A 25837-nucleotide genomic window follows, 5' to 3' on the forward strand; every position below is an offset into this window, starting at 1 on the left:
CGGGCGCCCACGCTCGACGCCGGGTGGGAGGACGTCGTCGCTGCCCTCGCGGACGGCCCGCTCGCCGGCCTCCCCGTCGTCGTCGGCGGGCGGTCCTCGGGCGCGCGCGTGGCCTGTCGGACGGCAGCCGCCTGCGACGCGGCGGCGGTGCTCTGCCTCGCCTTCCCGGTGCGTCCCCCGGGCAGGCCCGACGCTCCCGACCGCCTGGCGGAGCTCGCGGCAGCGGGCGTGCCGGTCCTCGTGGTGCAGGGCGCCGCCGACCCGTTCGGCGTCCCACCGGTCGACGGGCCCGCGGAGCTCGTGGTCGTCGACGGGGACCACTCGCTCCGTCGCGGCCTCCCGGCGACCGCCGCCGCGGTGCGGGCGTGGCTCGACCGGGTGCTGCCCCCGGTCAGCGACTGACGGCGCCTCCGGGTTGCCCGGTCACAGGCGGCTGATCTGCTCGTCCTCCAGGCCCGTCACCGTGGTGAGCAGGAAGACGCTGTCCTCCAGGGCGCTGACGGAGTGCCGGGCGTGCACCAGCTCGACGAGGCACCCCTCCTCCACCACGGTCGCCGGCTGACCCGTCACCTCGACGCGCCCCTGGAGCACGTGCAGGCTCGCCGCGTGCGGGGAGTTGTGCTCGCCCAGCCGTCCGCCGCGCACGAGCGCGATGACGGTCTGCCGCAGGACGCCGTCGTGCACGAGCAGCTCCGCGCTCCGGCCGTTCTCGCCCGCACGCGCGAGCTCGAGGTGCTGTCGGGCCATCGCCACCAGGTCCGGCATCGGAGCCCTCCTCGTTCTGTCCGGAGCACCATCCCAGCACGCCCGCCGCCCGCCAGCATCCCGAGGCCGGGGCGCTGGTGGGTCAGGCAGAGGCGTCGCTCAGGCAGAGGCGTCGCTCAGGCGGACCCGTCGCGGCGGGCGTCGTCGGACGCCCGGACCCGCTCGGGGCCGGCCGTGTGGTCGTGGCGGTGGCCTCCGGGCTCGGCGACGTGGGCGGAGCCCTTCGGGTCCTCGACGTCCCGGGTGGCGTAGAGGCTCGTGGCCGTGACCACCGCGAGCACCAGCACGATGACGACGAGCGAGAGCACCGTCGGGATCTCCGGCACGCCCGGCCACACGCCGTGGGCCCAGTGCAGCACCAGCTTGACCCCGATGAAGCCCAGGATGGCCGCGAGCCCGTACCCGAGGTGCACGAGCTTGCTCAGCGCGCCCTGGAGGACGAAGTAGAGGGCGCGGAGGCCGAGCAGGGCGAAGGCGTTCGTGGCGAACACGAGGTACGGGTCACCGGTGATGCCGTAGACGGCCGGCACGGAGTCGACGGCGAAGACGACGTCGGTCGCGAAGACGGCGGTCACGACGACGGCGAGCGGGGTCAGCATCCGCCGCCCGTTCTCCCGGACGACCAGACGCGGCCCGCGGTAGTCGTCCGTGACCGGCATGAAGCGACGCAGCAGCTTCACCGAGCGCATCTCGGAGACGTCGACGTCGTGGCTGCCCTCGGACATCTGGTCGCGGAGGATCTTGACGGCGGTGGCCAGCAGGATGGCGCCGAAGATGAGGAAGGCGAAGGAGAGGTTCGCCAGGACGGCAGCCCCGAGGGCGATGAAGATGCCGCGCAGGACGAGGGCGCCGGCGATCCCGAAGAGCAGGACCCGCTGCTGCAGCGCGGCGGGGACGGCGAACGCCGACAGCAGCAGCATGAACACGAACAGGTTGTCGACGGACAGCGACTTCTCCACCAGGTACCCGGTGAGGTACTCGACGCCGGTCTGGGAGCCGAACCGCGACCAGATCCACGCCCCGAACGCCAGCGGCAGCGCGATGTAGAACACGCTCCAGCCGACCGCCTCCTTCATCGAGACCTCGTGCGGCTTGCGCGTGATGACGAAGTCCATGACGAGCAGGGCGAGCACGCCCGCGATGGTGATGCCCCAGAGCGCGGGGTCGGCGATCGTCGTGATCCCGGAGCCGGGCGTCGCGGTGGTCTCGAAGGGCAGCACAAGCGTCTCCTGAGGGTCGGTGGCCGCTGCGGTCGCGCCCGCAGCGGGCCACGGACGGCCTCCCGAGGATAGGTGACGTCCCGATCATCGGCACTCGTGCGTCCGGCCCCGGGCCCCGGAGGCGCTCAGGTTCCCTGCCGGGTCGGGCCCGCCCGTCGGCGCACGGTTTGACGGGACGGGCCGGCTTTCCGTTCACTCGTCCCATGGACGATCCCTGCAGTCCCGGCGCCCCCCGACCGAGCGGAGCACCGCTCACCCGAGGGGGTGCGGCATGGACCAGGACACGCTGACGAACATCGCGCTGGTCCTGGGGTTCATCCTCCTGGGCGGCCTGTTCGCCGGCACGGAGCTGGCGCTGGTCTCGCTGCGCGACAGCCAGGTCAACCGCCTGGAGAAGCAGGGGCACCGCGGCGCACGGGTCGCTGCCGTGGCGCGGAACCCGAACCGGTTCCTCGCCGCCGTCCAGATCGGCGTCACCGTGGCGGGCTTCTTCTCGGCGGCCTACGGCGCCTCGACCCTCGCCCCGGACTTCGTGCCCGTCCTGGAGCAGGTGGGCGTGCCCGAGAACCTCTCCGAGCCGGCCTCCCTCGTGGCCCTGACCCTCGTCATCGCCTACCTGTCCCTCGTGCTCGGCGAGCTCGTGCCGAAGCGGCTCGCGCTCCAGCGCGCCGCCACCGTCGCCCTCGTCGTGGGACCCCCGCTGGACCGCTTCGCGGGCCTGATGCGCCCGGTCATCTGGCTGCTCTCGGTGTCCACCAACGCGGTGATCCGCCTCCTGGGCGGCGACCCCCGCGCGACGTCGGAGGAGATGACGGACGAGGAGCTCCGCGACCTCGTCATCGCGCACGAGGGGCTCGCGGACGACGAGCGCCGCATCCTCAACGACGTGTTCGACGCGGCGGACCGCTCCCTCAGCGAGGTCATGCGACCCCGGGGGGAGGTCGCCTTCCTCCCCGCGCGGCTCACCGTCGCGGAGGCCGTGCAGGAGGTCGGGGACAAGCCCTACTCCCGCTACCCGGTCACCGGCGAGGACTTCGACGACGTCATCGGCTTCCTGCACGTCCGGGACCTGCTGGGCGCCGCCGCGTCCACCACGGTGCGCCGGCTCAGCCGCGAGGTGCTCCACCTGCCCTCGACCAACCGCGTCCTCCCGTCGCTGTCGCGCATGCGGCGCGAGGGGGTGCACATCGCCGTCGTGGTCGACGAGTACGGGGGCACGGACGGCATCGTGACCCTGGAGGACCTCGTCGAGGAGCTCGTCGGGGACATCCGCGACGAGTACGACCTCGAGGACCGGCGCGACGACGTCCCCGGCGGTCCGACGGTCATCGACGCGGGGCTGACGATCGAGGAGTTCGCCGAGCGCACCGGAGTGGACCTGGAGGACGGGCCGTACGAGACCGCCGCGGGATTCGTCCTCGACCGGCTCGGCCGGCTCGCGACGGAGGGCGACGTCGTCGTCGTGGGCACCCAGGAGGTCGTCGTCACCGAGGTGCAGAACCGGCGGATCACCCGCCTCCTCGTCCGGCCCCTCACCGTCGGACCCCGCTCGGGCGCCACCGCGCCGACCGGCGCGACGCGTCCGGCCCCGGGGCCCGACGACGTCGCGGCGGAGGCCAGGGCCGACGCGGCCCTCGCTGCGGACGACGGCGATCCCCAGCAGTCGTACCCGCGCACCACCGGGGACGCGGGCTCCCGGGGCTGAGACGTGGCCCCGCGGTCGTCCAGCCGCCCCGGCGGGCCGCGAGGGCCTCTGCTAGCGTGCGGGAGCCCCTCCCCCCGACCCGAGGCCGCATGAAGGCTCCGCACCAGCAGGTGACTCTCGACGCGACCGGCGACTCCATCCGCCGAGGCCGCTCCTTCGCCGTCCGCGCCGCCCGGGACCTCGGCGTCGGCCCGCAGACGCTCGCGGTGGTCGAGCTCCTCGCCTCCGAGCTGGTCACCAACGCGGTGAAGTTCGGGGGCACGAACGGGGTCGTCCGCGTCGGTGTCCGTCCCGACGGGAACCTCCTGCGGATGGAGGTCAGCGACTGCAGCGGGACGTCGCCCACCGTCGACGCCGGTCGGCCGGCCCACCTCGGGGGCCACGGGATGAAGCTCGTCGAGACGCTCTGCGAGGACTGGGGTGTCACGCGCGACCGGGTCACCGGGGGCAAGACGGTCTGGCTGACGCTCGCCCCGGACTGCACCTTCCGCGGGTGAGCCGACCCGTCCGGCCTGTCCCGGGCGAGGTGGCGACCTGCGTTTGCGGACCCGGTCCCCGGAGCGCACGCTGATCGAGAAAGCAGAGCGCCCCCACCGGGGGGTGCAGCCGAGGACCGGAGGACCACCATGGACCACCACCGCGACGTACCCGTGAGCGGGACGAACCCCGGAGGGGGACGCGAGGAGAACCCGCCGGAGACGGTCGACCCGTTGACGGACCCGACCCACCCGGCCAACCCGTTCGACGGGGCGCCCTCGCCGGGCCCGCAGCCCGGCTCGACGTCGGGGCACGACCACGACCACGACCACGGACACGACCACGTGCACGACGACCCCGACCACCGCGGCGAGGGTCACGTCGAGATCCGGTGACCACCACGCGGCGGCCGGGCTGACCGGTCCGTCGCGCGCGCACACGAACGGCGGGGTGCCCCACGGGGCGCCCCGCCGTTCCGCGTCGTCGGGCACCGTCAGGCGGTGCCCGCCGGCCCTGCCGGCTCAGCCGCCGAAGGGCAGGACGGGGACGCCCGGCACCTCGACGCGCGCCCGGAACAGCGCACCCGCCTCGGGCTCGGGGTCGGCCAGGTTCTCGCGCGACGTCGTGATGTAGAGGTCCCGCAGGTCCGCCCCGCCGAGGGTGCACGCCGTGACCTGGTGCGCCGGGACGAGGACCACGTCGAGGACCCGGCCTTCCGGGGACAGCCGGACGACGCGTCCCGCGCCGTGCAGCGCCGTCCAGACGCAGCCCTCGGCGTCGAGCACGAGACCGTCGGGGACACCCTCCTCCGGCCGGTGGACCGTGCTCGCCACCAGCTCCCCCGTGCCGACGCCGGGCCAGTCCCCCGCGGGCGCCGTCAGGCGCTGGGTCCGGCCCTCGCCGCTGTCGTTGAACCAGGCCGGCCCGCCGTCGGCCGGGAAGGCGAGGCCGTTGGCGATCGTCGTGCCGGGCAGGACCACCGTGGCGCCGCCGCGCGGGTCGACGCGCCACAGGTCTCCCCCGCCCGCACGCCCGTCGTACGCCATCGAGCCGGCCCAGAGGTTGCCCGCGGCGTCGCACCCCCCGTCGTTCATCCGGACGCCCCGGTCCTCCCAGAGCGGCGGCAGGGGCACGGGCACGGCGTCGGGCGCGTCCGCCAGCGCGAGGCCGCGTTCGACCGCCACCACGTAGCCGCCGCCCGACCGGGGCCGCACGAAGGCGGCGACGTCACCGACGTGCAGCCGGTCGACCCGACCGTCCCCGCGCAGCGTCAGCAGGTCGCCGGCGAGCAGGTCCACCCAGCGCAGCCCACCCCAGCCCGGCCACCAGCACGGCCCCTCCCCGTGGTACGTGATCGCAGCGGTCACCTGCTCGGCAGCCCGGGGCGTCATGGGTCCTCCTCGGTCGGGGGTCCGGCGGACGACGCCCACGGCATCATCCCGGCCGGGGATCCGCAACCTCCCGGAAGCGCAGCCGCTCGCAGGGCCGGACCTGCGCCAGTGCGTCGAGGTCCGCGTCGCGGACGACGGCGACCACCGGGTATCCCCCGGTCACGGGGTGGTCGGCGAGGAACACGACCGGCCGGCCGTCCGGCGGGACCTGGACCGCACCGGGCACCGTGCCCTCGCTGGGGAGCTCCGCCGTCGTCGCCCGGTCCAGGACGGGCCCGGCCAGCCGCAGGCCGACCCGGTTCGACCGGTCGGTGACCACCCACGGACGCGACAGCAGGAGGGCACGGGCACGCGGCGTGATCCAGTCCGCGCGGGGACCCGGCACCACCCGGACGAGGTGGTCCGGTCCGGGTGGGACGTCGTGCGCGGCGTCGTCGGCCGCTGCGGGCACGGCCGCCCCCGGGGGCGGGAGCACGGGCAGCACGTCGCCCGCAGCGACAGGGGGCGGGCCGAGCCCGGACAGCAGGTCCGTCGCCCGGCTGCCGAGGACGGCCGGGGCGTCGAACCCCCCGCGGACGGCCAGGTAGGTGCGCAGCCCCTGCTCCGGGGTCCCGAGGGTCAGCGTCGCGCCGGCCGGCAGGAGGACCGGCCGCCCGGGCACCGGCCGCACCACGACGCCGTCGACCTCGAGGGCGAGCGGCGCGCGCGCACCGGCGACGGCGACCACGACGTCGTCCAGCGCCCGCACGACGAGCCCCCCGAGGAGGACCTCGAGGACCGCCCGGTCCCGGTCGTTGCCGACCAGGCGGTTCGCCGCCACGGCGGCACGCCGGTCCAGCGCGCCGCTGGTCGGCACGCCCGACGCCAGGTGCCCGCGCCGGCCGAGGTCTTCCACGAGGCAGAGCGGGCCGGTCCGCAGCACCTCCAGGCACGGCCGCGCCCTTCCGGCCGGGGAGGCGGGCGGCGGGACCCGGGTGACGGGCGGGCCCGGGGTGGCCGGTGGGACCCGGGTGGTCGAGGGGACCGTGCCCCGGGGTACGACGGCGTCGGCGCGGCAGGCCCGGAACCGGACGCGCGTACCCGGGACCAGGAGGGCGGGAACCGGCCGGTCCACGTCCCACACCGCAGCGCTCGTGCGCCCGAGCAGCTGCCAGCCGCCCGGTGACGGCGCCGGGTACACCGCCGACCAGGGGCCGGCGACCGCCACGCTGCCGGCCGGGACGCGGGTCCGCGGGGTGTCGTGCCGCGCGACCTCCGGCCAGTCCTCGGCCGTGAGGTACGCGAAGCCCGGGGCGAACCCGAGGAACGCCGACGTCCAGCGGGTGGCCGCGTGCCGGGCGACGAGGGCCTCGACGCTCGACCCCAGCGCGTCCGCGACGGTGGCGAGGTCGGCCCCGTCGTAGACCGTGTCCAGCACGACCTCCCGGCCCGCGGCCGCGAGGTCGTCGTCCGGAGGCCGCCCCGCAGCACCGACGCCCGCGCCGGCCCCGTCGTCCGCCCCGCCGCCCGGGGCCACCATCGCCTCGAGCAGCCGCCGGACGCGGTCGAGGCCGCCCTCCTCCACCCGCACGAGGACGGTCCGCGCCGCCACCACCGGTTCGACCACGCCCCGGGGGCGCGCCGCGAGCAGCCGCCGCCACAGCGCGAGCGCCTCCGGCGAGCCCGCGCACTCGACGAGCAGCGCCCGGTCCCCCACCGGCAGCACCGACGCGACGGGTGGGACCGGCGCGACCGGCGGGACGGGCGGCGTCACAGGAAGGTCGCCACCGGGACCCCGGCCTCGTCCAGCGCGGCGCGGGTCGCCGCCGCGACCGCCACGGCCTGCGGGGTGTCCCCGTGCACGCAGAGGCTCTCCACGGCGAGGAGGACGCGGTCGCCGTCCGCGGTCGTGGTCGTGCCGTCCAGGGCGAGGCGCACCGCGCGCCGGGCGACCTCCTGCGGGTCGTGGACGACCGCACCGGCCGTCGAGCGCGGGACGAGCCGCCCGTCCGCGGTGTACGCGCGGTCGGGGAAGCCCTCGGGCACCACCCGCAGCCCCGCGGCCTGCGCGAGCCGCGCGACGACGCTGCCCGGCTGGGCCAGGAGCGGCAGCGTCGGGTCGACCTCCACCACCGCGCGGACGACCGCCCCGGCCTGCGCCTCGTGGTGCGCGATGGCGGTGTACAGCGCGCCGTGCGGCTTGACGTAGCGCACGGCCGTGCCCGCCACGCGCGCGAGCGCCTGCAGCGCCCCGACCTGGTACACCACCTCGTCGGTGAGCTCGTGCGGGTCGACGTCCAGGAAGCGCCGGCCGAACCCGGCCAGGTCGCGGTAGGACACGTGCGCCCCGACGACGACGCCGTGGCGCACCGCGAGCCCGCAGGTGGCGCGGGCGGTCCGCGCGTCGCCTCCGTGGAAGCCGCAGGCCACGTTCGCGCTCGTGACGTGCGCCAGCACCCCGGCGTCGTCACCCATCGTCCACGCCCCGAAGGACTCACCCACGTCGCTGTTGAGGTCCACGGGTCAAGCGTCGCACCTGCGCGCCCCCGGCCGGCCCGTCCGGCGCGCCCGCGTCAGCAGCGGGGCGGGAGGCGGTGGACGGTCACGGCCGCGTGGCCCGGGACCCCGGCGCCGACGGCCGCAGTCATGAAGGTGGCGTACGGCTGGCGACGGCGGTCCGTGGGCGAGCCCGGGTTGAGCAGGCGCAGCCCACCCGGGGTGGTGGTGTCCCACGGGATGTGGCTGTGGCCGAACACCAGCACGTCGGTGTCCGGGCCGTACGCCGCCTCGGCGCGCCGCTCCCGACCGGCGGCCGCCCCCGTCTCGTGGACGACGGCGAGCCGGACCCCGTCGAGAGTGGCGCGGGCCACCTCGGGCAGCCGTGCCCGCAGCGCCGGACCGTCGTTGTTGCCCCAGCACGCCACGAGGCGTGCCGCCCGCCGCTCCAGCGCGTCGAGGAGGCCCACGTCGACCCAGTCCCCCGCGTGGACGACGACGTCGCACCGGTCCACCTCGTCCCACACCGCTGGGGGCAGGTCCTTGGCCCGACGCGGCCAGTGCGTGTCGGCCAGCAGCAGGGCACGGACCACGACGCTCCTCTCCTGACGACCCAGGTGGGTCCGGCGCCCGCCGGGCGGCGCCGCCGAGCCCGACCTACGGTCGACGGACCGACTCGAGGAGACTCTCATGCACGCACCGGGCACGCCCGCCCCGCGCACCGCAGACCGGCCCGCCGACCACACCGCAGACCACTCCACCGAACGCCTCGCAGACCGCTCCCCGGCTCGCTCGACCGGCGGGTCCCGTGACCGGCACCATGTCGTCGTCGTGGGCTCGGGCTTCGGCGGCCTCTTCACCACCCGGGCCCTCGCCCGCGACCCCCGGGTCAAGGTGACGATGGTCGCCTCCACCGGCCACCACCTCTTCCAACCCCTCCTCTACCAGGTCGCCACCGGCATCCTGTCCGAGGGCGAGGTGGCCCCGGCGACCCGGGACGTCCTGCGCCGTCAGCGCAACGCACGGGTGCTGCTCGGGACCGTCACCGACATCGACCTCGCCGGACGCGAGGTCACGTCCACGTCCCCGGGCGGCACGACGACGACGACGTACGACAGCCTCGTCGTCGCCGCGGGCGCAGGGCAGTCCTACTTCGGCAACGACCACTTCGCGCGCTACGCGCCGGGCATGAAGAGCATCGACGACGCCCTGGAGCTCCGGGGGCGGATCTTCGGCGCGTTCGAGCTGGCGGAGCTGGCGAGCGACCCCGACGAGCGGCGCCGCCTGATGACGTTCGTCGTCGTGGGCGCCGGGCCCACGGGCGTCGAGATGGCCGGGCAGATCGCGGAGCTCGCCCATCGCGCCCTGCAGGGGAACTTCCGCCACATCGATCCCCGGGAGACCCGCATCGTGCTCGTCGACGCGGCCCCGACCATCCTCGGCACCTTCAGCGAACGGCTCTCCCGGGCCGCCGCACGGCAGCTCGAGGAGCTGGGCGTGGAGATCCAGCTCGGACGGCTCGTGACGGGCGTGGACGCCGACGGCGTCGACCTCCGGGCGCAGGACGGGAGCACCCTGCGGATCGAGGCCCAGTGCAAGGTCTGGGCGGCCGGCGTCGCCGCCTCGCCCCTCGGCACCCTGCTCGCCGAGCAGTCCGGGGCCCGGACCGACCGGGCCGGCCGGGTGCACGTCCAGCCGGACTGCTCGCTGCCCGGGCACCCGGAGGTGTTCGTCATCGGCGACATGATGGCCCTGGACGACCTCCCCGGCGTCGCGCAGGTCGCGATGCAGGCGGGGCGGCACAGGGCCCGCCAGATCGGCCGGCGCCTGGGTGGCGCGACCGGCACGCAGCCCTTCCGCTTCCGCGACAAGGGCAGCATGGCCACGGTCTCGCGCTTCCACGCGGTGGCCGCCGTGAAGGGCCTGGAGCTCTCCGGCGTGCCGGCGTGGGTGATGTGGCTCGCGGTCCACGTCTTCTACCTCATCGGCTTCAAGAACCGGGTCACCACGCTCCTGCACTGGGCGGTGAGCTTCATCGGCCGCGGCCGCTCCGAGCGGACCGCCACGCTCCAGCAGGTCCGGGCCCGGCAGGCGCTGGCCGCTCTGGTGGACCTCGAGCGAGGTCGGTGACCGGCCCGGACGCCCTCGCGGACGCCCGTCGGGGTCCCGGGTCCGGAGCTCGCCCAGATGCGACGACGTCCCAGTGCCCGCATGCTGGACCGACAGGAGGCGGGCCGGAGCGTGCCGGAGCACGGCGCCCCACCGCCTCGACAGAGCATCGACGACGGGGGAACCGATGTCCCATCCCACGACCGGCACGAACGCGACCACCGGCACGACCGACCGGGCGCCCTACCAGTACCTGGCGCTCGCCATTGGCGTCATCTACCTGCTCGTCGGGCTCGCCGGCTTCGCCGTGACGGGCTTCGACGGGTTCGCGGCGCACGACGACAGCAAGAGCCTCCTGGGCTTCCACGTGAACCCGCTGCACAACATCGTCCACCTGATCATCGGTGCCGCCGGTGTGGCGCTGTGGAAGACCCGGCGGGGCGCGCGCACCTACGGGTGGCTCCTCGCGATCGGCTACGGCGCGACCTTCCTCTACGGGCTCGTCGCGGTGAACAACGAGGACATCAACTTCCTCAACATCAACGGGGCCGACAACGGCCTGCACATCGTCAGCGCCCTCGCGGGCCTGGCCATCGCGCTGTGGCCGGACCGCCACCGCGACCGCGTCTGATCCGACGCGAGGCGGGAGTCGCCCCGCCGTACCTGCCGAGGGGCGGTCCACACCGGGCCGCCCCTCGCGCGTGCCAGCCGTCCGTCCTCCGTCCGTCCGTCCTCGAGGAGCGCACGTGGACCCCAGCCAGCTCACCGCCACCGTCCTGGTCTCGGGCCGTGTCCAGGGTGTGGGCTTCCGGTGGTGGACCCGCCGCCGCCTGGAGGAGCTTGCCCTGCACGGCGAGGCGCAGAACATGGCTGACGGCACCGTGGAGATCCGCGTGAGCGGGGCGGCGCGGGACGTCGACCGCCTCCTGACCGTCCTGCGCGGCGGCGGCACACCCGGACGGGTCACCGAGGTCCGGCTCGTCACGGCCAGCCGCCCGGAGACCGCCCCTGGGTCGGACGCGCGCCCGGACGCGGACCGGGTGCACGACGTCGTCGTCGTCGGCGGCGGACCCGCCGGACTCAGCGCCGCACTGCTCCTCGGCCGCTCGCGCCGTGACGTCGTCGTCGTGGACGACGGCCGTCCCCGCAACGCGGCCGCCGACCACGTGCACGGCTTCCTCGGCAACGAGGGCATCCCGCCCCGGGACCTCGTGGCACGCGGGCGGGCCGAGGTCGAGCGGTACGGCGTGCGGCTCCAGGAGGGGACGGTCACCGCGGTGGAGCGCGGCGAGACCGACGCCGAGGGTCCGGCCGCGCCGCTCGCCGTGACGCTCGCCGACGGCAGCACGCTGCGGTCCCGGCGCGTCCTGGTGACCACCGGGATGCGCGACGACCTCCCGCAGGTCGCCGGGATGACCGAGCGGTGGGGTCGGGACGTGCTGCACTGCCCCTACTGCCACGGCTGGGAGCACCGTGACCAGCGGCTCGTCGTGATCGCCACGCACGCGGCGGAGGTCGACAAGGCGCTGACCGTCCGGCAGTGGTCCTCGGCCGTGACGCTGCTCCTGCACCGCTACACGGGTGACCCCCTCGACGACGTCGCCCGCGCCCGCCTGGCCGCGACGGGCGTCGAGGTCGTCGAGGGCACCGCCGACGCCCTCCTCGTCCGCGACGACCGTCTCGTCGGCATCCGGTTCGACGACGGGCGCGCCCTGCCGTGCGACGCCGTCGTCGTGCAGCCGCGGCTGGTCGCCCGGGACGACCTGCTCCTCGGGACCGGGGTGAGCCTCGAGGCCGGCCCGTTCGGCGAGCACGTGCGCACCGACGAGAACGGCGCGACGGGGGTGCCCGGGGTCTGGGCCGCGGGCAACGTGGCGGTCCCCCAGGCCCAGGTGGTCACCGCGGCGGCGGACGGCGCCCGCGCGGCGGTCGCGATCGACCACGACCTGGTGCTGGAGGACGCGGACCGCGCCGTCGCGACGGGGGGCGCGGTCACCCCGTACGCCGCCGACACCCGGCGCTGACCCCCCGCCGCGGGACGCCCGCCATGGGAGGCGGAGGCCCGCGACGACGACGCCCCCGGGAGCGCAGGCTCCCGGGGGCGTCGTCGTGCAGCTGTCGGAGGGGCGAGGCCGTCCTCCGCGGCGGGGCTCAGCCCTGGGGCTGGGCCTCCGTGCCGATGCGGTGCACCGTCAGCGAGTTCGTGGTACCCGGCACGCCGACCGGCGCGCCGAAGACGATCACCACGAGGTCGCCGTCCTCGGCCATGCCGTTGGCGCGGAGGGTCTGGTCGACCTGCCGCACCATCGCGTCGGTGTGCTCGACCGTCGGCACCTCGTACGTCTGCACGCCCCAGCTCAGCGCGAGGGTGTTGCGGACGTGCTTGACCGGCGTGAACGCGACCAGCGGGATGTGGGCGCGCAGGCGCGAGACCCGCCGCGCCGAGTCACCGGACTGCGTGAAGGTCACGAGGTACTTGGCACCGAGCGTCTCGCCGATCTCGGCGGCGGCGCGGGTGATGGCGCCACCACGGGTCTGCGGCGTCCACCCGAGCGGGGCGATCCGCTCGAAGCCGTGCTCCTCGGTGTTCTCGATGATCCGCGCCATGGTGCGCACGGCCTCGATCGGGTAGTCCCCGACGCTCGTCTCGCCGGAGAGCATGACCGCGTCCGCGCCGTCGAGCACGGCGTTGGCGCAGTCGCTCGCCTCCGCGCGGGTCGGGCGGGGGGCCGAGATCATCGACTCCAGGACCTGCGTCGCCACGATGACCGGCTTGGCCGAGCGGCGGGACAGCTCGATCGCGCGCTTCTGGACCAGCGGGACCTGCTCGAGCGGCAGCTCCACGCCCAGGTCGCCGCGCGCGACCATCACGCCGTCGAACGCGTCGACGATCTCCGCGAGGTTCTCGACCGCCTGCGGCTTCTCGACCTTGGCGATGACCGGGACCGTGCGGCCCTCCTCGCGCATGATCCGCGCGACGTCCTCGTAGTCCGCCGCGCTGCGCACGAAGGACAGGGCGATGATGTCCGCGCCCAGGCGCAGCGCCCAGCGCAGGTCCTGCTCGTCCTTGTCCGACATGGCCGGCACGCTGACCGCGACGCCGGGCAGGTTGAGGCCCTTGTTGTTGGACACCGGCCCCGGGACCTCGACACGGGTGACGACCCGCGGCCCCTCCACGGCGGTGATCCGCACGGCCACGCGGCCGTCGTCGATGAGGATCCGGTCGCCCACCTTCGCGTCGCCCGGCAGGCCCTTGTAGGTGGTGGAGACGAGCTCCTTGGTGCCCGGCACGTCCTCGGTGGTGATGGTGAAGACGTCACCCTCGGCGAGCTCGTGCTTGCCCTCCGCGAAGCGCCCGAGGCGGATCTTGGGGCCCTGGAGGTCGACCAGCACGGCGACGGCGCGGCCGGCGGCCTGGGCCGCGGCACGGACGTTGTGGTAGACGACCTCGTGCTCGGACGCGTCGCCGTGGCTGCGGTTGATCCGCGCGACGTCCATGCCGGCGTCGACCAGTGCCTGGAGCTGCTCGGGCGACGCGGTCGCCGGTCCGATGGTGCAAACGATCTTGGCTCTGCGCATGTCTCCAGCCTATGTCGGTGGGGCCCTGGGCCCCTCGGGCCACGGTCCCCGGACGGGCCACCGTGGCTGTGGTAAACGTCTGCGTCGCCTAGGGGCGCAGGCCCCGGGTGCTCGGTGTCACCGGGACGGGGAGCTCGCTGCTCCCGCGAAGGTACTTGTCGACGGCGGCGGCCGCAGCCCGACCCTCCGCGATCGCCCACACCACGAGCGACTGGCCACGGCCGGCGTCGCCGGCCACGAACACGCCCGGGACGGAGGTCGCGTAGTCCTCCCCGCGCGCGACCAGGCCACGGCCCGTGACGTCCGCGCCGGTCTGCTCCGTCAGCGTGTCGACCTCCGGCCCGGTGAACCCCATGGCGACGAGGACGAGGTCCGCCGGGATGACCGACTCCGTCCCGCTCATGGGCACCCGGCGCCCGTCCGGCAGGTACTCGGTGGTCGCCACGCGCAGCCCCGTGACGTGGCCGTGGGCGTCGCCCTCGAACGCGACGGTCGAGGCCAGGTAGCTGCGCTCCCCGCCCTCCTCGTGGGAGGAGGAGACCTCGTACAGCACGGGGTCGACCGGCCACGGCTGGTTCTCCGGCCGCTCGACCGGGGGCTGCTTGCCGATCGCGAGCGTGGTCACGGACGCCGCACCCTGGCGCAGCGCGGTCCCGAGGCAGTCCGAGCCGGTGTCCCCGCCGCCGATGATGACGACGTGCTTGCCGGTCGCCACGACCTGGTCGGGCACCTCGACGCCCGCGACGACGTCGTTCGCCTGGTGCAGGTAGTCCATGGCGACGTGGATGCCCGCCAGGTCGCTGCCGGGCACGGGCAGGCGCCGGGGCACGAGGGCCCCCGTCGCGACCACGACGGCGTCGTAGCGCGCGCGCAGCTCCTTCCACGTGATGTCCACGCCGATCTCCACACCGGGGCGGAACCGGGTGCCCTCGGCCTCCATCTGCGCGATCCGGCGGTCGATGAGCTCCTTCTCGAGCTTGAAGTCCGGCACGCCGTAGCGAAGGAGCCCGCCGATCCGCTGGTCCCGCTCGAAGACGGCGACGGTGTGGCCGGCACGCGTGAGCTGCTGCGCCGCCGCCAGGCCGGCCGGGCCGGACCCCACGACCGCGACCGTGGAGCCGGTGAGGAAGTGCGGCAGCTGGGGCGTGACGAGCCCGCGGGCGAACGCCTCCTCCGCGATGGAGACCTCGACGTTCTTGATCGTCACGGGCGGCTCGGTGATGCCCAGCACGCACGAGGTCTCGCACGGCGCCGGGCAGATCCGGCCGGTGAACTCGGGGAAGTTGTTGGTCGCGTGGAGCCGGTCGCTCGCCTCCGACCACAGGCCCTTGTAGACGAGGTCGTTCCACTCGGGGATGAGGTTGCCCAGCGGGCACCCGGAGTGGCAGAACGGGATGCCGCAGTCCATGCAGCGCCCGGCCTGCCGGTGCAGCACGACGGCCGACTCCGGGTCCTCCAGGGTGGAGCGGTGCTGGTGCACCTCGCGCCAGTCCATGAGGCGGATCGGCACCGGACGCGACGCGGGGACCTCCCGGCCACGGACCTTCAGGAAACCGCGCGGGTCAGCCACGGGACACCTCCAGGATCTTGTCCCACACACCGGGGGCGGACAGGTCGAGGCCCTGCTCCTGGGCGCTGGCGAGCGTCGCCTGCATCCGGTCGTACTCGGTCGGGACGACGCGCGTGAAGCGCTCGAGCGAGGCCGGCAGGTCCGCGAGGAGCTCGGCCGCGCGCAGCGACCCCGTCTCCTCGTGGTGACGGCGCAGGAGGCGCTCCACCACGGCGGCGTCCTCCTCGCCCAGCGCGGTGAGGGCGAGCTCCCCGGCAGCCAGGGCCGGCGCGTTGACCGCCCCGGGGCGCAGGTCCAGGACGTAGGCGTAGCCGCCCGACATCCCCGCGCCGAAGTTGCGGCCCGTGCGCCCGAGGACGAGCACCGTGCCGCCGGTCATGTACTCGCAGCCGTGGTCACCCACGCCCTCCACGACGAGCGTGGCGCCGGAGTTGCGCACGGCGAACCGCTCGCCGACGACGCCGCGCAGGAAGATCTCCCCGGCCGTCGCGCCGTAGCCGATGACGTTGCCGGCGATGACGTCGCGGTCGCCGGAGAGCACCGCGGCGTGGTCGGGCCGGACGACGACCCGGCCACCGGACAGCCCCTTGCCGACGTAGTCGTTCGCGTCGCCGAGGAGCCGCAGGGTGACGCCCCGGGGCAGGAAGGCGCCGAGCGACTGCCCGGCCGAGCCGGTGAGGGTGACGTCGACGGTGTCGTCGGGAAGGCCCTCGCCGCCGTACCGCTTGGTCACCTCGTGGCCGAGCATCGTGCCGACCGTCCGGTTGACGTTGCGGACGGGCAGGGAGATGCGGACCGGCTCCCGCCGCTCCAGGGCGTCCGCGGCCAGCGCGATCAGCTGGTTGTCCAGCGCCTTGTGCAGGCCGTGGTCCTGCGCGGTCGTGTGGTGCAGCGCGGTGCCCGGCGCGGGTTCGGGGCGGGCCAGGACCGGGCCGAGGTCCAGCCCCGACGCCTTCCAGTGGTCCACGGCGGCCCGGGTGTCGAGGGACTCGACGTGGCCGACCGCCTCCTCGACCGAGCGGAAGCCGAGCGCGGCGAGGTACTCGCGCACCTCGGTCGCGACGTACTCGAAGAACGTCTCGACGAACTCGGGCTTGCCGGTGAACCGGGCGCGCAGCTCCGGGTTCTGGGTCGCGACGCCCACCGGGCAGGTGTCCAGGTGGCAGACGCGCATCATGACGCAGCCGCTGACGACGAGCGGCGCCGTGGCGAAGCCGAACTCCTCCGCGCCCAGCAGCGCGCTGACGACGACGTCGCGACCGGTCTTCATCTGGCCGTCGACCTGCAGCACGATGCGGTCGCGCAGGCTGTTGAGCACCAGCGTCTGCTGCGCCTCGGCGAGCCCGATCTCCCACGGCGTCCCCGCGTGCTTGAGCGAGGTGAGCGGGCTCGCACCGGTGCCCCCGTCGTGCCCGGAGATGAGGACGACGTCGGCGTGCGCCTTGGAGACGCCCGCCGCGACCGTGCCGACGCCGAACTCGCTGACGAGCTTGACGTGCACCCGCGCCGCGGGGTTGGCGTTCTTGAGGTCGTGGATGAGCTGCGCCAGGTCCTCGATCGAGTAGATGTCGTGGTGCGGCGGCGGCGAGATGAGGCCGACCCCGGGCGTGGAGTGCCGGGTCTTGGCCACCCAGGGGTAGACCTTGTTGCCGGGCAGCTGGCCGCCCTCACCGGGCTTGGCGCCCTGCGCCATCTTGATCTGCAGGTCGTCCGCGTTCGTCAGGTACTCGGCGGTGACGCCGAACCGGCCGGAGGCGATCTGCTTGATCGCGCTGCGGCGCTCCGGGTCGTGCAGGCGGTCGGGGTCCTCCCCGCCCTCGCCGGTGTTGGACCGGCCGCCCAGGCGGTTCATGGCGATCGCCAGCGTCTCGTGGGCCTCGGCGGAGATGGACCCGTAGGACATCGCCCCGGTGTTGAACCGCTTGACGATCTCGCTGACCGGCTCGACCTCCTCGAGCGGGACCGGGGGCCGGACCCCCTCGGCGAAGGTGAGCAGCCCGCGCAGCGTCATGAGGCGTCGCGCCTGGTCGTCCACCCGCCGGGTGTACTGCCGGAAGACGTCGAGCTGACGCGTCCGGGTGGAGTGCTGGAGCCGGAAGACGGTCTCCGGGTCGAACAGGTGCTGCTCGCCGTCACGGCGCCACTGGTACTCGCCGCCGACGGTGAGGCGCTGGTGCGCCTGCGGGTTGCCCGACGCCGGGTACGCGTCGGCGTGCCGGGAGGCGACCTCCGCCGCGAGCACGTCCAGGCCCACCCCGCCGAGCCGGCTCGTCGTGCCGGCGAAGTACCGGTCGATGACGTCCTGCGCCAGGCCGACGGCCTCGAAGACCTGCGCACCCCGGTACGAGGCGATGGTCGAGATGCCCATCTTGCTCATGACCTTCAGGACGCCCTTGCCGAGCGCCTTGATGAGGTTCGCGACGGCCTTCTCGGGGTCGACGTCGCCGAGCGCACCCTCACGGGCCATCCGCTCGACCGTCTCCATGGCGAGGTAGGGGTTGACCGCGGCCGCGCCGAAGCCGACGAGCAGCGCGACGTGGTGCACCTCGCGCACGTCGCCCGCCTCCACGACGAGGCTGACCCGCGTGCGGGTGTGCCGGCGCAGGAGGTGGTGGTGCACGGCGCTGGACAGCAGCAGCGACGGGATGGGCGCCTGGTCGGCGTTGGAGTCGCGGTCGGACAGGACGAGGAAGGAGACGCCCTCCTCCACGGCCTGGTCCACCTCGGCGAAGATCTTCTCCAGCCGCTTCTCGAGCGCCTCGTGGCCCCCGTCGACCCGGTAGAGGCCCTTGATCGTCGTCGTCCGGAAGACGCCCGCCAGGTGCGGGTCCCGGTCGATGCGGACGATCTTCGCGAGCTGGTCGTTGTCCAGCACCGGGAAGGGCAGGACGAGCTTGCGGGCGTGCTCGGCGACGTCCGAGAGCAGGTTCGGCTCCGGGCCGATCGCGCCGCCGATCGAGGTGACCAGCTCCTCGCGGATCGCGTCCAGCGGCGGGTTGGTCACCTGCGCGAACATCTGGGTGAAGTAGTCGAACAGCAGCCGCGGCCGCTCGGAGAGCACGGCGATCGGCGTGTCCGAGCCCATCGCGCCCAGCGGCTCCGCGCCGGACGCCGCCATCGGCGTGAGGATGACGCGCAGCTCCTCCTCGGTGTACCCGAACGCGCGCTGCCGCCGGCGGACCGAGGCGGGGCTGTGCTGGACGTGCTCCCGCTCCGGCAGCTGGTCCAGGAAGACCGAGTGGTCCTGCACCCACTGCGCGTAGGGCCGCTGCGCGGCGAGGTGGGCCTTGATCTCCTTGTCCTCGACGATCCGCCCGGCACCGGTGTCGACGAGGAACATCTTCCCCGGCTCGAGGCGGCCCTTCTCGCGGATGGTCGAGGGGTCCAGGTCCAGCACGCCGCTCTCGCTGGCGAGCACCACGAGGCCGTCGTCGGTGACCCAGTACCGGCCCGGGCGCAGGCCGTTGCGGTCGAGGACGGCGCCGATGACGGTGCCGTCCGTGAAGGTCAGCGCGGCCGGGCCGTCCCACGGCTCCATGAGGGAGGCGTGGTACTCGTAGAACGCCCGCCGGTCCGGGTCCATCTCCGCGTGGTTCTCCCACGCCTCCGGGACCATCATGAGCACGGCGTGCGGCAGGCTGCGGCCGGCGAGGTGGAGCAGCTCGAGGACCTCGTCGAAGCTGCCCGAGTCGCTGGCGCCGGGCGTGCACACCGGCAGCAGGGGCGTCAGGTCCCCGAGGAGCTCGCTCGACAGGGTCGACTGGCGTGCGGCCATCCAGTTCCGGTTGCCGCGGACCGTGTTGATCTCACCGTTGTGCGCGATGAGCCGGAACGGCTGCGCGAGCGGCCACGACGGGAACGTGTTCGTGGAGAACCGGGAGTGCACCAGCGCCAGCTCGGACGCGTAGCGCGGGTCCGACAGGTCCGGGAAGAACGGCTCGAGCTGCGCCGTCGTCAGCATGCCCTTGTAGGTCAGGGTCCGTGCGGAGAGCGACGCGAAGTACAGGCCCAGCTCGCGCTCGGCGCGCTTGCGGACGCGGTAGGCCCGCCGGTCCAGGTCCAGGCCGGCCAGGGCCCGCGCCGGGTCGGCGAGGACCAGGTGGCGGAAGACCGGCATGCTCGCGCGGGCCGTGGGCCCGACGAGCTCGGCGGTGACCGGGACGTCCCGCCAGGCCAGGACCTCCAGGCCCTCGGTGGCGACGAGCGCCTCGACGTCGCGGACCGCCGTCGCGAGGGCGTCGGGGTCGGTCGGCAGGAACGCCATGCCGATCGCGTAGTGGCCGGGCGCCGGGAGCTCCGCGTCGACGACGTCGCGCAGGAAGGCGTCGGGGATCTGCGTGAGGATGCCCGCCCCGTCACCGCTGTCGGTCTCGGCGCCGACGGCGCCGCGGTGGTCGAGGTTGAGCAGCGCGGTCAGCCCGGCGTCGACGATGTCACGCCCGGGCGTGCCCCGCAGCGTCGCGACGAAGGCGACACCGCAGGCGTCGTGCTCGGCGGCGGGGTCGTAGAGACCCTGGGCTGCGGGCATGGCGCTGTGAGCCGGCCGGTTCATGTGTACCGTCCTCGCTGTCACCTGGGCAGCGCCCAGGTCCTGATCGGGGGGTTCACACCGGGACGCCGTCGGCCCGTTGCGTCGATGGCGGGTGCTCGCGGCGACGTGGAGCGGGGTCCCTGACCGCGCGACGTCGTCGGCTCAGCGCCCGTCCGCCTCAGCCCGTCCCACGGCATCGACGTCCTGGCCGTCCGGGGACTGCAGCTGCACAGTGGTCTCGCGCCCGGGGTGGCGACGTCCGACCACGGCAAAGGCTACCAGCGCGGCGCAACCCACCAGGATGGACGTCCAGACGTTCAGACGCAGCCCGAGGACCGTCTCGGCGGGGTCGATGCGGAGGGCCTCGATCCACACGCGGCCCGCCGTGTAGAGCACGACGTAGAGCCAGAAGACGCGGCCGTGCCCGAGGCGGAAGCGCCGGTCGGCCCAGATGAGCACCGCCGCCGCGGCGAGGTTCCAGAGCATCTCGTACAGGAACGTCGGGTGGAAGAGCGTGTCGGCGGGCAGCCCGTCCGGGAACGTGGGGCTCGTGGGGTCGATGCGCAGGCCCCACGGCAGGTCCGTCGGCGAGCCGAAGAGCTCCTGGTTGAACCAGTTGCCGAGCCGGCCGATGGCCTGCGCCACGAGCAGGCCGGGGGCCACGGCGTCGGCGAAGACCGCGAAGCTGACCTTCTGCCGCCGGCAGCCGATGTAGGCCCCCACGGCACCGAGGGCGATCGCGCCCCAGATGCCGAGTCCGCCCTCCCAGATCGCGAAGGCCTTGGCGGGGTTGCCGTCCGCCCCGAAGTAGGCGTCCGGGGAGGACAGCACGTGGTAGATCCGGCCGCCGACGATGCCGAAGGGGACCGCCCAGTAGGAGATCTCCAGGACGGTCTCCGGGTCTCCCCCGCGCGCGGCCCAGCGCCGCTGCGTGAGCCAGACCGCGGCCGCGATCCCGGCGAGGATGGCCAGCGCGTAGGCCCGCAGCGGGACCGGTCCGAGGTACCAGACCGACTCGGGCGGGCTCGGGATGGCGGCGGGCAGGAGCCCGGTGAGCCCGGTGAGCCCCGTCAGGCCGGTCACCGCGTCACCGACCGGACGCCGGCCGCGAGCTCGCCCACGACGCCCCGGAGGGCGTCGAGGCCCTCCTCGCGGCCCGGCGCGTCGGCCAGCGCCCGGACGAACGCGCTGCCGACGATGACGCCGTCGGCGTAGGCCGCGACCTCGGCCGCCTGCGCGCCGGTGCTGACGCCGAGCCCCACGCACACGTGGTCCGCGCCAGCCGCGCGCGTGTCGCGGACGAGCCGCGCGGCGTCGGCGCCGACGGTCGCCCGGGTGCCGGTCACGCCCATGGTCGAGGCGGCGTAGACGAAGCCCCGGCTCGACCGTGCGGTCAGCGCGAGCCGCTCCGGGGTCGAGCTCGGCGCCACGAGGAAGACGCGGTCCAGGCCGTGCGCGTCGCTGGCGGCGAGCCAGTCGCCCGCCTCGTCGGGGATGAGGTCGGGCGTGATGAGGCCCGCGCCCCCGGCCGCCGCGATGTCGCGGGCGAAGGCCTCGGCGCCGTACCGCACGACGGGGTTCCAGTAGGTCATGACGAGGACCGGCGCCCCGGTCGCGGCGACGGCCTCGACCACGCGCAGCGTGTCGCGCACGCGCACGCCACCGGCGAGGGCGTGCTCGACGGCGTGCTGGATGACCAGGCCGTCCATGACGGGGTCGGAGTACGGCACGCCCAGCTCGACGACATCGACGCCGGCCTCGACCATCGCCGTCGCGGCGGCGATGGAGCCCTCCACGTCCGGGAAGCCGACGGGCAGGTACCCGACGAGCGCGGCCCGCCCCTCGGCGCGGAGCTCGTCCAGCCGCTGCGCCGTCCGGCTGGTCACCGGCCCGCTCGTCGTGCGGTCGCTGGTCAGCTGGTCGTCCGTCACTGCGGCGCTCCCTCGTCGAGCAGGTCGAAGTACCGTGCCGCGGTCTCCACGTCCTTGTCGCCCCGTCCGGACAGGTTGACCAGGATGACCGCGTCGGGGTGGCCCGCCTCCGCCATCTCGCGGCCGAGGCGCATGGTCCCGGCGAGGGCGTGCGCCGACTCGATGGCCGGGATGATCCCCTCGGTCCGGCACAGCAGCCGGAACGCCTCCATCGCCTCGGCGTCGGTCACGGGCCGGTACTCCGCGCGGCCGATGCTCGCGAGCCACGCGTGCTCCGGGCCGACGCCCGGGTAGTCGAGCCCGGCGGAGATCGAGTGGCTCTCGACGGTCTGCCCGTCCTCGTCCTGCAGGAGGAACGAGCGCGCCCCGTGCAGGACGCCCGGCGCCCCGCCCGTGATCGTGGCGGCGTGCCGCCCGGTCTCGACCCCGTCGCCGCCGGCCTCGAGGCCGAGGAGCCGCACGGACGGGTCGTCGAGGAAGGCGTGGAAGATGCCGATCGCGTTCGACCCGCCGCCCACGCAGGCGGTGACGGCGTCCGGGAGCCGGCCGACGAGGTCGAGCACCTGCGCCCGCGCCTCGACGCCGATGATCCGCTGGAGGTCGCGGACCATCGCGGGGAACGGGTGCGGCCCCCCGACGGTCCCGAAGACGTAGTTCGTCGTCTGGACGTTGGTCACCCAGTCGCGCAGCGCCTCGTTGATGGCGTCCTTGAGCGTGCGCGAACCGGTGGTCACCGGGACCACCTCGGCGCCCAGCAGCCGCATCCGGGCGACGTTGAGCGCCTGGCGGCGGGTGTCCTCCTCGCCCATGTAGATGACGCACTCGAGGTCGAAGAGGGCGGCCGCCGTCGCGGTCGCCACGCCGTGCTGGCCCGCCCCGGTCTCGGCGATGACCCGCTTCTTGCCCAGGCGGCGCGTGAGCAGCGCCTGGCCGAGGACGTTGTTGATCTTGTGTGACCCGGTGTGGTTGAGGTCCTCGCGCTTGAGCAGGACCCGGACCCCGCCGCAGTGCTGCGCGAAGCGGGGGACCTCGGTGATGATGCTCGGCCGACCGGTGTAGGTCCGGTGCAGGGCCGAGAGCTCGTCGGCGAACGCCGGGTCCGCCTTCGCCTTCCCGTACTCCGCGTCCAGCTCGTCCAGCGCCTCGATGAGGGCCTCGGGCACGAACCGCCCGCCGAAGTCGCCGAAGTACGGGCCGGCGCCGGCGAGGGCGGCGACGGGACCGAGCTCCGGCTCCGGCGGACCCTGCCTCCCGCCCGCGAGGGTCGTCGGTCGGTCCGCGCTCTGCTGCGTCATGGGTGGTCCACTCCTGGTCGTGCGTCGTCCCCGTCGTGCTGGGCTCTCGTGCCGGCCGGCTGGTGCCGGCTCTCGTGCTGGGCAGGTGCTCACCGCATCGCCGGGCCCCGGGGGGCTCGGCGGTCGTCCGGCGATTCTCGCCGTCCCGTCCCGGCCGCCCCGTCCCGTCTCAGGACCGGTACAGCGGGCGGGCCGCACGCGCTGCCGCGCTGCTGCCCCGATCCGAGGGGTCCCGAGGAGCCGACGGCGGGTGCGTCAGTGGCGGACGGCGCGCAGGGACGGGTGGGCTCCCGCAGCGACGAGGTCCGCGACGGCGTCCCGCGGGTCACGCCCGGTCACGAGGCTCTCGCCCACCAGCACCGCGTCGGCACCGGAGCGGGCGTAGTCCATGACGTCGTGCGGACCCCGCACGCCGGACTCCGCGATCCGCACCACGCCGTCCGGGATGAGGGGCGCCAGCCGGGCGAACGTCGTCCGGTCGATGTCGAGGGTCTTCAGGTTGCGGGCGTTGACCCCCACGCACCGCGCCCCGGCGTCCAGGGCGCGGGACACCTCCTCCTCGTCGTGGACCTCGACCAGCGCGGTCATCCCGAGCGAGTGCACGCGCTCCACGAGCGACGTCAGGACGGTCTGCTCCAGGGCGGCCACGATGAGCAGGACCAGGTCGGCCCCGTGCGCCCGCGCCTCCCACACCTGGTACGGCGTCACGACGAAGTCCTTGCGCAGGACCGGGACGTCCACGGCCGCACGCACCGCGTCGAGGTCCGCGAGGCTGCCCCCGAAGCGACGCTGCTCGGTGAGCACGGAGATCGCCGCGGCGCCCCCGAGCTCGTACTGCGTGGCCAGCTGGGCCGGGTCGGTGATCGCCGCCAGCGCCCCCTTGCTCGGGCTGGACCGCTTGACCTCGGCGATGACGCCGACCGCCTCCTCGTCGTGCAGGCGTCCCAGGCACTCCTTCGCACCGGGGACGCGCGCCGCACGCTCCTTGACCGCCGCCAGGGGCGTCCGGGCCTCGCGCTCCGCCAGGTCCTGCCGCACTCCCGCGACGATGTCGTCCAGGACCGTCATCGCCACACCTCCTGTCGGGACGCGGCTCCCCCGCCGCTCCATGCCCGCCATCGTAGGGCCGCCACGATGTGGCCCTCGCCACGCCCGCTTGCTGGACCAGCGGCCGACGGACCTGCCGGACCCGCCGAGGGCGCAGCCGGCGCCCGGCGGTGGCTCATACCGGGGCGAGCCACGGCTCGAGGGCCGGGACGTTCCGCAGGACGGCGAAGAGGACCGACACGACCAGGAACGCCCACGCCGGCCACGTGGCCCGACCCCAGACCGACGGCCCGCGTCCGAGGCTCCGGGCCAGCCACAGGCCCCAGGCCAGGACCAGGAGCGGCGCGCCGACGACGAAGAGGGGGTTCATCCCCCAGGCGGCCGCCAGGTCGAGCTGCGTCAGCGCGTGCACCGCGCGCAGCCCGCCGCAGCCCGGGCACCACAGACCGGTCACGGCCAGCAGAGGACAGACGCCGTAGCTCCCCGTCTCGTACGGTGACCGGACCGCGAGCACGAGGGTCGCGGCGGAGGTGAGCAGCCCGACGGCGGCCGGCCCGGCCCACGGGCGGTGACCGCCGGGTGCGGCCCGCCCCGGGACGGCCCCGGACACAGCACCGGACACAGCACCGGGCGGCCCCGTGTCGGGGACCGCCCGGTGGACGTGCTGCGTGCGGTTCACGGGCGTCAGTACCCGGTCGTGCCGGACGTGCTCTCCGAGATCACCGCGAGGCCGCCGAGGGCGAACACCCAGACCAGGCCGAGGAGCAGCAGCGCCACGCCCACCCAGCCGAGGATCACACCGGCCTGCCCGAACGAGCCGTTGTTCGCCAGACCCTGGGCCGCCGCCTCCTTCGACTTGTTGCCGAGGATGATCGCGGGGATCGCGGTGAAGCTGCAGCAGACCACGCCGACGATGCCGAGGACGAGGGCCCAGACCCCCAGGTTGTTCTTCTCGGTCCCGGGGTACATCGGGCCTCCGGCGCTGCCGCCGTAGTACCCGGGGGGCGGCGGCGGGGCGGAGTAGCCGCCGCCCATGTCACCGCCGGCGTGAGCGCCACCCTGACCCTGCCACGAGGAGCCGTCCCCCTGCTGTCCGTACGGGTCCTGGGGACCGGTCGGGTTGCTCACGTCGTCTCCTCGCTGTCAGTGGGCGGCGCGGTCCGCGCCGTGACCGCGCCCGCGCGCGGTGGTACCTGTGGGCTGGCCGAACCCGAGCATCTTCAGGACGTAGCCGACGACCCCGCCGACGACGACGACCGCCATGCCCACCCAGAAGAGCCACGGGATGGCGAAGAGGACGGCGAGCGCCGCGACCAGGGAACCGGACATCACGACGATGACGGTGACCCACGCGGCCAGCGTGTGACCGTGGTTGCGCGGGGGCGAGGCCACCGGGAGGTGGACCTTCTCCGTCGTTCTGTCGAGGGACTCGTCAGCCATTGCCTTCGTGCCTTTCGTGGACTGGCCGCACCTTATCGGACGGGTGCGCGGGGGCCGGGGGTTTCCGGGGTGTCAGGTCGGGTCCTCGCCGCGGCTGAGGGCGTCCCACGCGTCCTGGTCGTCCGCGGGGGTCGCGCGAGGCCGGTCGGCGGACGGCACCGCGGCGGTGGGCTCGCCCCCGCCGTCCGGACGGTCGTGGCGGCGACCGCCCACGGCCCATCGACCGGCGACCAGCAGCACCGCGAGACCGACGGCGGTCGCGAGCGCGCCGGCGAGGAGCGCGACCCACACCGCCGGCGTCG

24 protein-coding genes are annotated in these 25837 nt (G+C 74.7%); 7 read left to right on the forward strand and 17 right to left on the reverse strand.

Annotated features, from left to right (window positions below):
• A partial coding sequence (locus N866_RS21325; RefSeq protein ID WP_034224609.1) for an alpha/beta family hydrolase occupies positions 1–402 on the forward strand: 402 nt, incomplete at its 5' end.
• 21 nt (positions 403–423) lie between these two features.
• On the opposite strand, the gene N866_RS06975 is transcribed toward N866_RS21325, so the two are convergent.
• Both N866_RS06975 and N866_RS06980 read right to left on the reverse strand, forming a co-directional pair.
• Positions 424–765: a cupin domain-containing protein gene (locus tag N866_RS06975; RefSeq protein ID WP_034224612.1), complete on the reverse strand. Its 342-nt coding sequence runs from the start codon at positions 763–765 to the stop codon at positions 424–426.
• 116 nt (positions 766–881) lie between these two features.
• Entirely contained in the window at positions 882–1985 is a 1104-nt protein-coding gene (locus tag N866_RS06980; protein ID WP_245612411.1) for a TerC family protein, read from the reverse strand.
• Positions 1986–2256: 271 nt separating this feature from the next.
• Between N866_RS06980 and N866_RS06985 the strand changes: the two genes are divergently transcribed.
• From N866_RS06985 to N866_RS06995, 3 genes are all read left to right on the forward strand, one after another.
• Positions 2257–3690 carry a hemolysin family protein gene (locus N866_RS06985; RefSeq protein WP_081802408.1) on the forward strand — a complete coding sequence of 478 codons (1434 nt, stop codon included), beginning with the start codon at positions 2257–2259 and terminating at the stop codon, positions 3688–3690.
• Between the two features lie 89 nt (positions 3691–3779).
• On the forward strand, positions 3780–4187 hold the full coding sequence (locus tag N866_RS06990) for an ATP-binding protein (RefSeq protein WP_052022515.1): 408 nt from the start codon (positions 3780–3782) through the stop codon (positions 4185–4187).
• Positions 4188–4316: 129 nt separating this feature from the next.
• Complete coding sequence (locus tag N866_RS06995) at positions 4317–4562, forward strand: hypothetical protein (RefSeq protein WP_034224615.1); 246 nt, start codon at positions 4317–4319, stop codon at positions 4560–4562.
• Positions 4563–4688: 126 nt separating this feature from the next.
• Here N866_RS06995 and N866_RS07000 read toward each other — a convergent pair whose 3' ends face one another.
• The 4 genes from N866_RS07000 to N866_RS07015 form a co-directional block, all read right to left on the reverse strand.
• The gene (locus N866_RS07000) at positions 4689–5558 is read right to left on the reverse strand and encodes an SMP-30/gluconolactonase/LRE family protein (protein WP_034224618.1); all 870 of its coding nucleotides are present in this window, start codon (positions 5556–5558) and stop codon (positions 4689–4691) included.
• A gap of 43 nt (positions 5559–5601) precedes the next feature.
• Positions 5602–7311 (reverse strand): 5-oxoprolinase subunit B/C family protein, encoded by a 1710-nt coding sequence (locus tag N866_RS07005; protein WP_052022516.1) that lies wholly within the window; start codon positions 7309–7311, stop codon positions 5602–5604.
• The gene (locus N866_RS07010; RefSeq protein WP_052022521.1) at positions 7308–8012 is read right to left on the reverse strand and encodes a LamB/YcsF family protein; all 705 of its coding nucleotides are present in this window, start codon (positions 8010–8012) and stop codon (positions 7308–7310) included. The genes N866_RS07005 and N866_RS07010 overlap by 4 nt, the downstream gene beginning before the upstream one ends.
• 98 nt (positions 8013–8110) lie before the next feature.
• Positions 8111–8626: a metallophosphoesterase family protein gene (locus N866_RS07015; RefSeq protein ID WP_034224622.1), complete on the reverse strand. Its 516-nt coding sequence runs from the start codon at positions 8624–8626 to the stop codon at positions 8111–8113.
• Between the two features lie 97 nt (positions 8627–8723).
• Here N866_RS07015 and N866_RS07020 point away from each other — a divergent pair, with 97 nt between their 5' ends.
• The 3 genes from N866_RS07020 to N866_RS07030 all read left to right on the forward strand — a co-directional run bounded on the left by N866_RS07020 (position 8724) and on the right by N866_RS07030 (position 12166).
• Entirely contained in the window at positions 8724–10163 is a 1440-nt protein-coding gene (locus tag N866_RS07020; protein WP_081802410.1) for an NAD(P)/FAD-dependent oxidoreductase, read from the forward strand.
• A 166-nt stretch (positions 10164–10329) separates the two neighbouring features.
• On the forward strand, positions 10330–10773 hold the full coding sequence (locus tag N866_RS07025; protein WP_034224625.1) for a DUF4383 domain-containing protein: 444 nt from the start codon (positions 10330–10332) through the stop codon (positions 10771–10773).
• A gap of 115 nt (positions 10774–10888) precedes the next feature.
• A complete protein-coding gene (locus tag N866_RS07030) occupies positions 10889–12166 on the forward strand; it encodes an FAD-dependent oxidoreductase (RefSeq protein WP_173406136.1) in 1278 nt (425 codons plus the stop codon).
• A 127-nt stretch (positions 12167–12293) separates the two neighbouring features.
• Here N866_RS07030 and pyk read toward each other — a convergent pair whose 3' ends face one another.
• The 11 genes from pyk to N866_RS07085 form a co-directional block, all read right to left on the reverse strand.
• The gene (gene pyk / locus N866_RS07035; protein ID WP_034224626.1) at positions 12294–13721 is read right to left on the reverse strand and encodes a pyruvate kinase; all 1428 of its coding nucleotides are present in this window, start codon (positions 13719–13721) and stop codon (positions 12294–12296) included.
• Positions 13722–13809: 88 nt separating this feature from the next.
• Entirely contained in the window at positions 13810–15291 is a 1482-nt protein-coding gene (locus tag N866_RS07040; RefSeq protein ID WP_034224628.1) for a glutamate synthase subunit beta, read from the reverse strand.
• Positions 15284–19843, reverse strand: a complete 4560-nt coding sequence (gene gltB / locus N866_RS07045; RefSeq protein WP_052022517.1) for a glutamate synthase large subunit — start codon at positions 19841–19843, stop codon at positions 15284–15286. Before gltB ends, N866_RS07040 begins: the two co-directional genes overlap by 8 nt.
• A 141-nt stretch (positions 19844–19984) precedes the next feature.
• Positions 19985–20896, reverse strand: coding sequence for a prolipoprotein diacylglyceryl transferase (gene lgt, locus N866_RS07050; RefSeq protein ID WP_034224645.1), 912 nt, complete (start codon positions 20894–20896; stop codon positions 19985–19987).
• A 5-nt stretch (positions 20897–20901) separates the two neighbouring features.
• The gene (gene trpA, locus N866_RS07055; protein WP_245612412.1) at positions 20902–21753 is read right to left on the reverse strand and encodes a tryptophan synthase subunit alpha; all 852 of its coding nucleotides are present in this window, start codon (positions 21751–21753) and stop codon (positions 20902–20904) included.
• On the reverse strand, positions 21750–23048 hold the full coding sequence (gene trpB, locus N866_RS07060) for a tryptophan synthase subunit beta (RefSeq protein WP_081802412.1): 1299 nt from the start codon (positions 23046–23048) through the stop codon (positions 21750–21752). Before trpB ends, trpA begins: the two co-directional genes overlap by 4 nt.
• 255 nt (positions 23049–23303) lie before the next feature.
• Positions 23304–24116 (reverse strand): indole-3-glycerol phosphate synthase TrpC, encoded by an 813-nt coding sequence (gene trpC / locus N866_RS07065; protein ID WP_034224651.1) that lies wholly within the window; start codon positions 24114–24116, stop codon positions 23304–23306.
• Between the two features lie 154 nt (positions 24117–24270).
• On the reverse strand, positions 24271–24774 hold the full coding sequence (locus tag N866_RS07070; RefSeq protein ID WP_173406137.1) for a DUF2752 domain-containing protein: 504 nt from the start codon (positions 24772–24774) through the stop codon (positions 24271–24273).
• Between the two features lie 5 nt (positions 24775–24779).
• Positions 24780–25223: a DUF4190 domain-containing protein gene (locus tag N866_RS19800; protein ID WP_052022518.1), complete on the reverse strand. Its 444-nt coding sequence runs from the start codon at positions 25221–25223 to the stop codon at positions 24780–24782.
• A gap of 15 nt (positions 25224–25238) precedes the next feature.
• Positions 25239–25535 (reverse strand): HGxxPAAW family protein, encoded by a 297-nt coding sequence (locus N866_RS07080; protein ID WP_052022519.1) that lies wholly within the window; start codon positions 25533–25535, stop codon positions 25239–25241.
• Positions 25536–25607: 72 nt separating this feature from the next.
• Positions 25608–25837: Trp biosynthesis-associated membrane protein (locus N866_RS07085; RefSeq protein ID WP_034224659.1), on the reverse strand; the 230-nt coding region annotated here is incomplete at its 5' end.

This window comes from Actinotalea ferrariae CF5-4, assembly GCF_000603945.1.
GTDB classification, from domain to species: domain Bacteria; phylum Actinomycetota; class Actinomycetes; order Actinomycetales; family Cellulomonadaceae; genus Actinotalea; species Actinotalea ferrariae.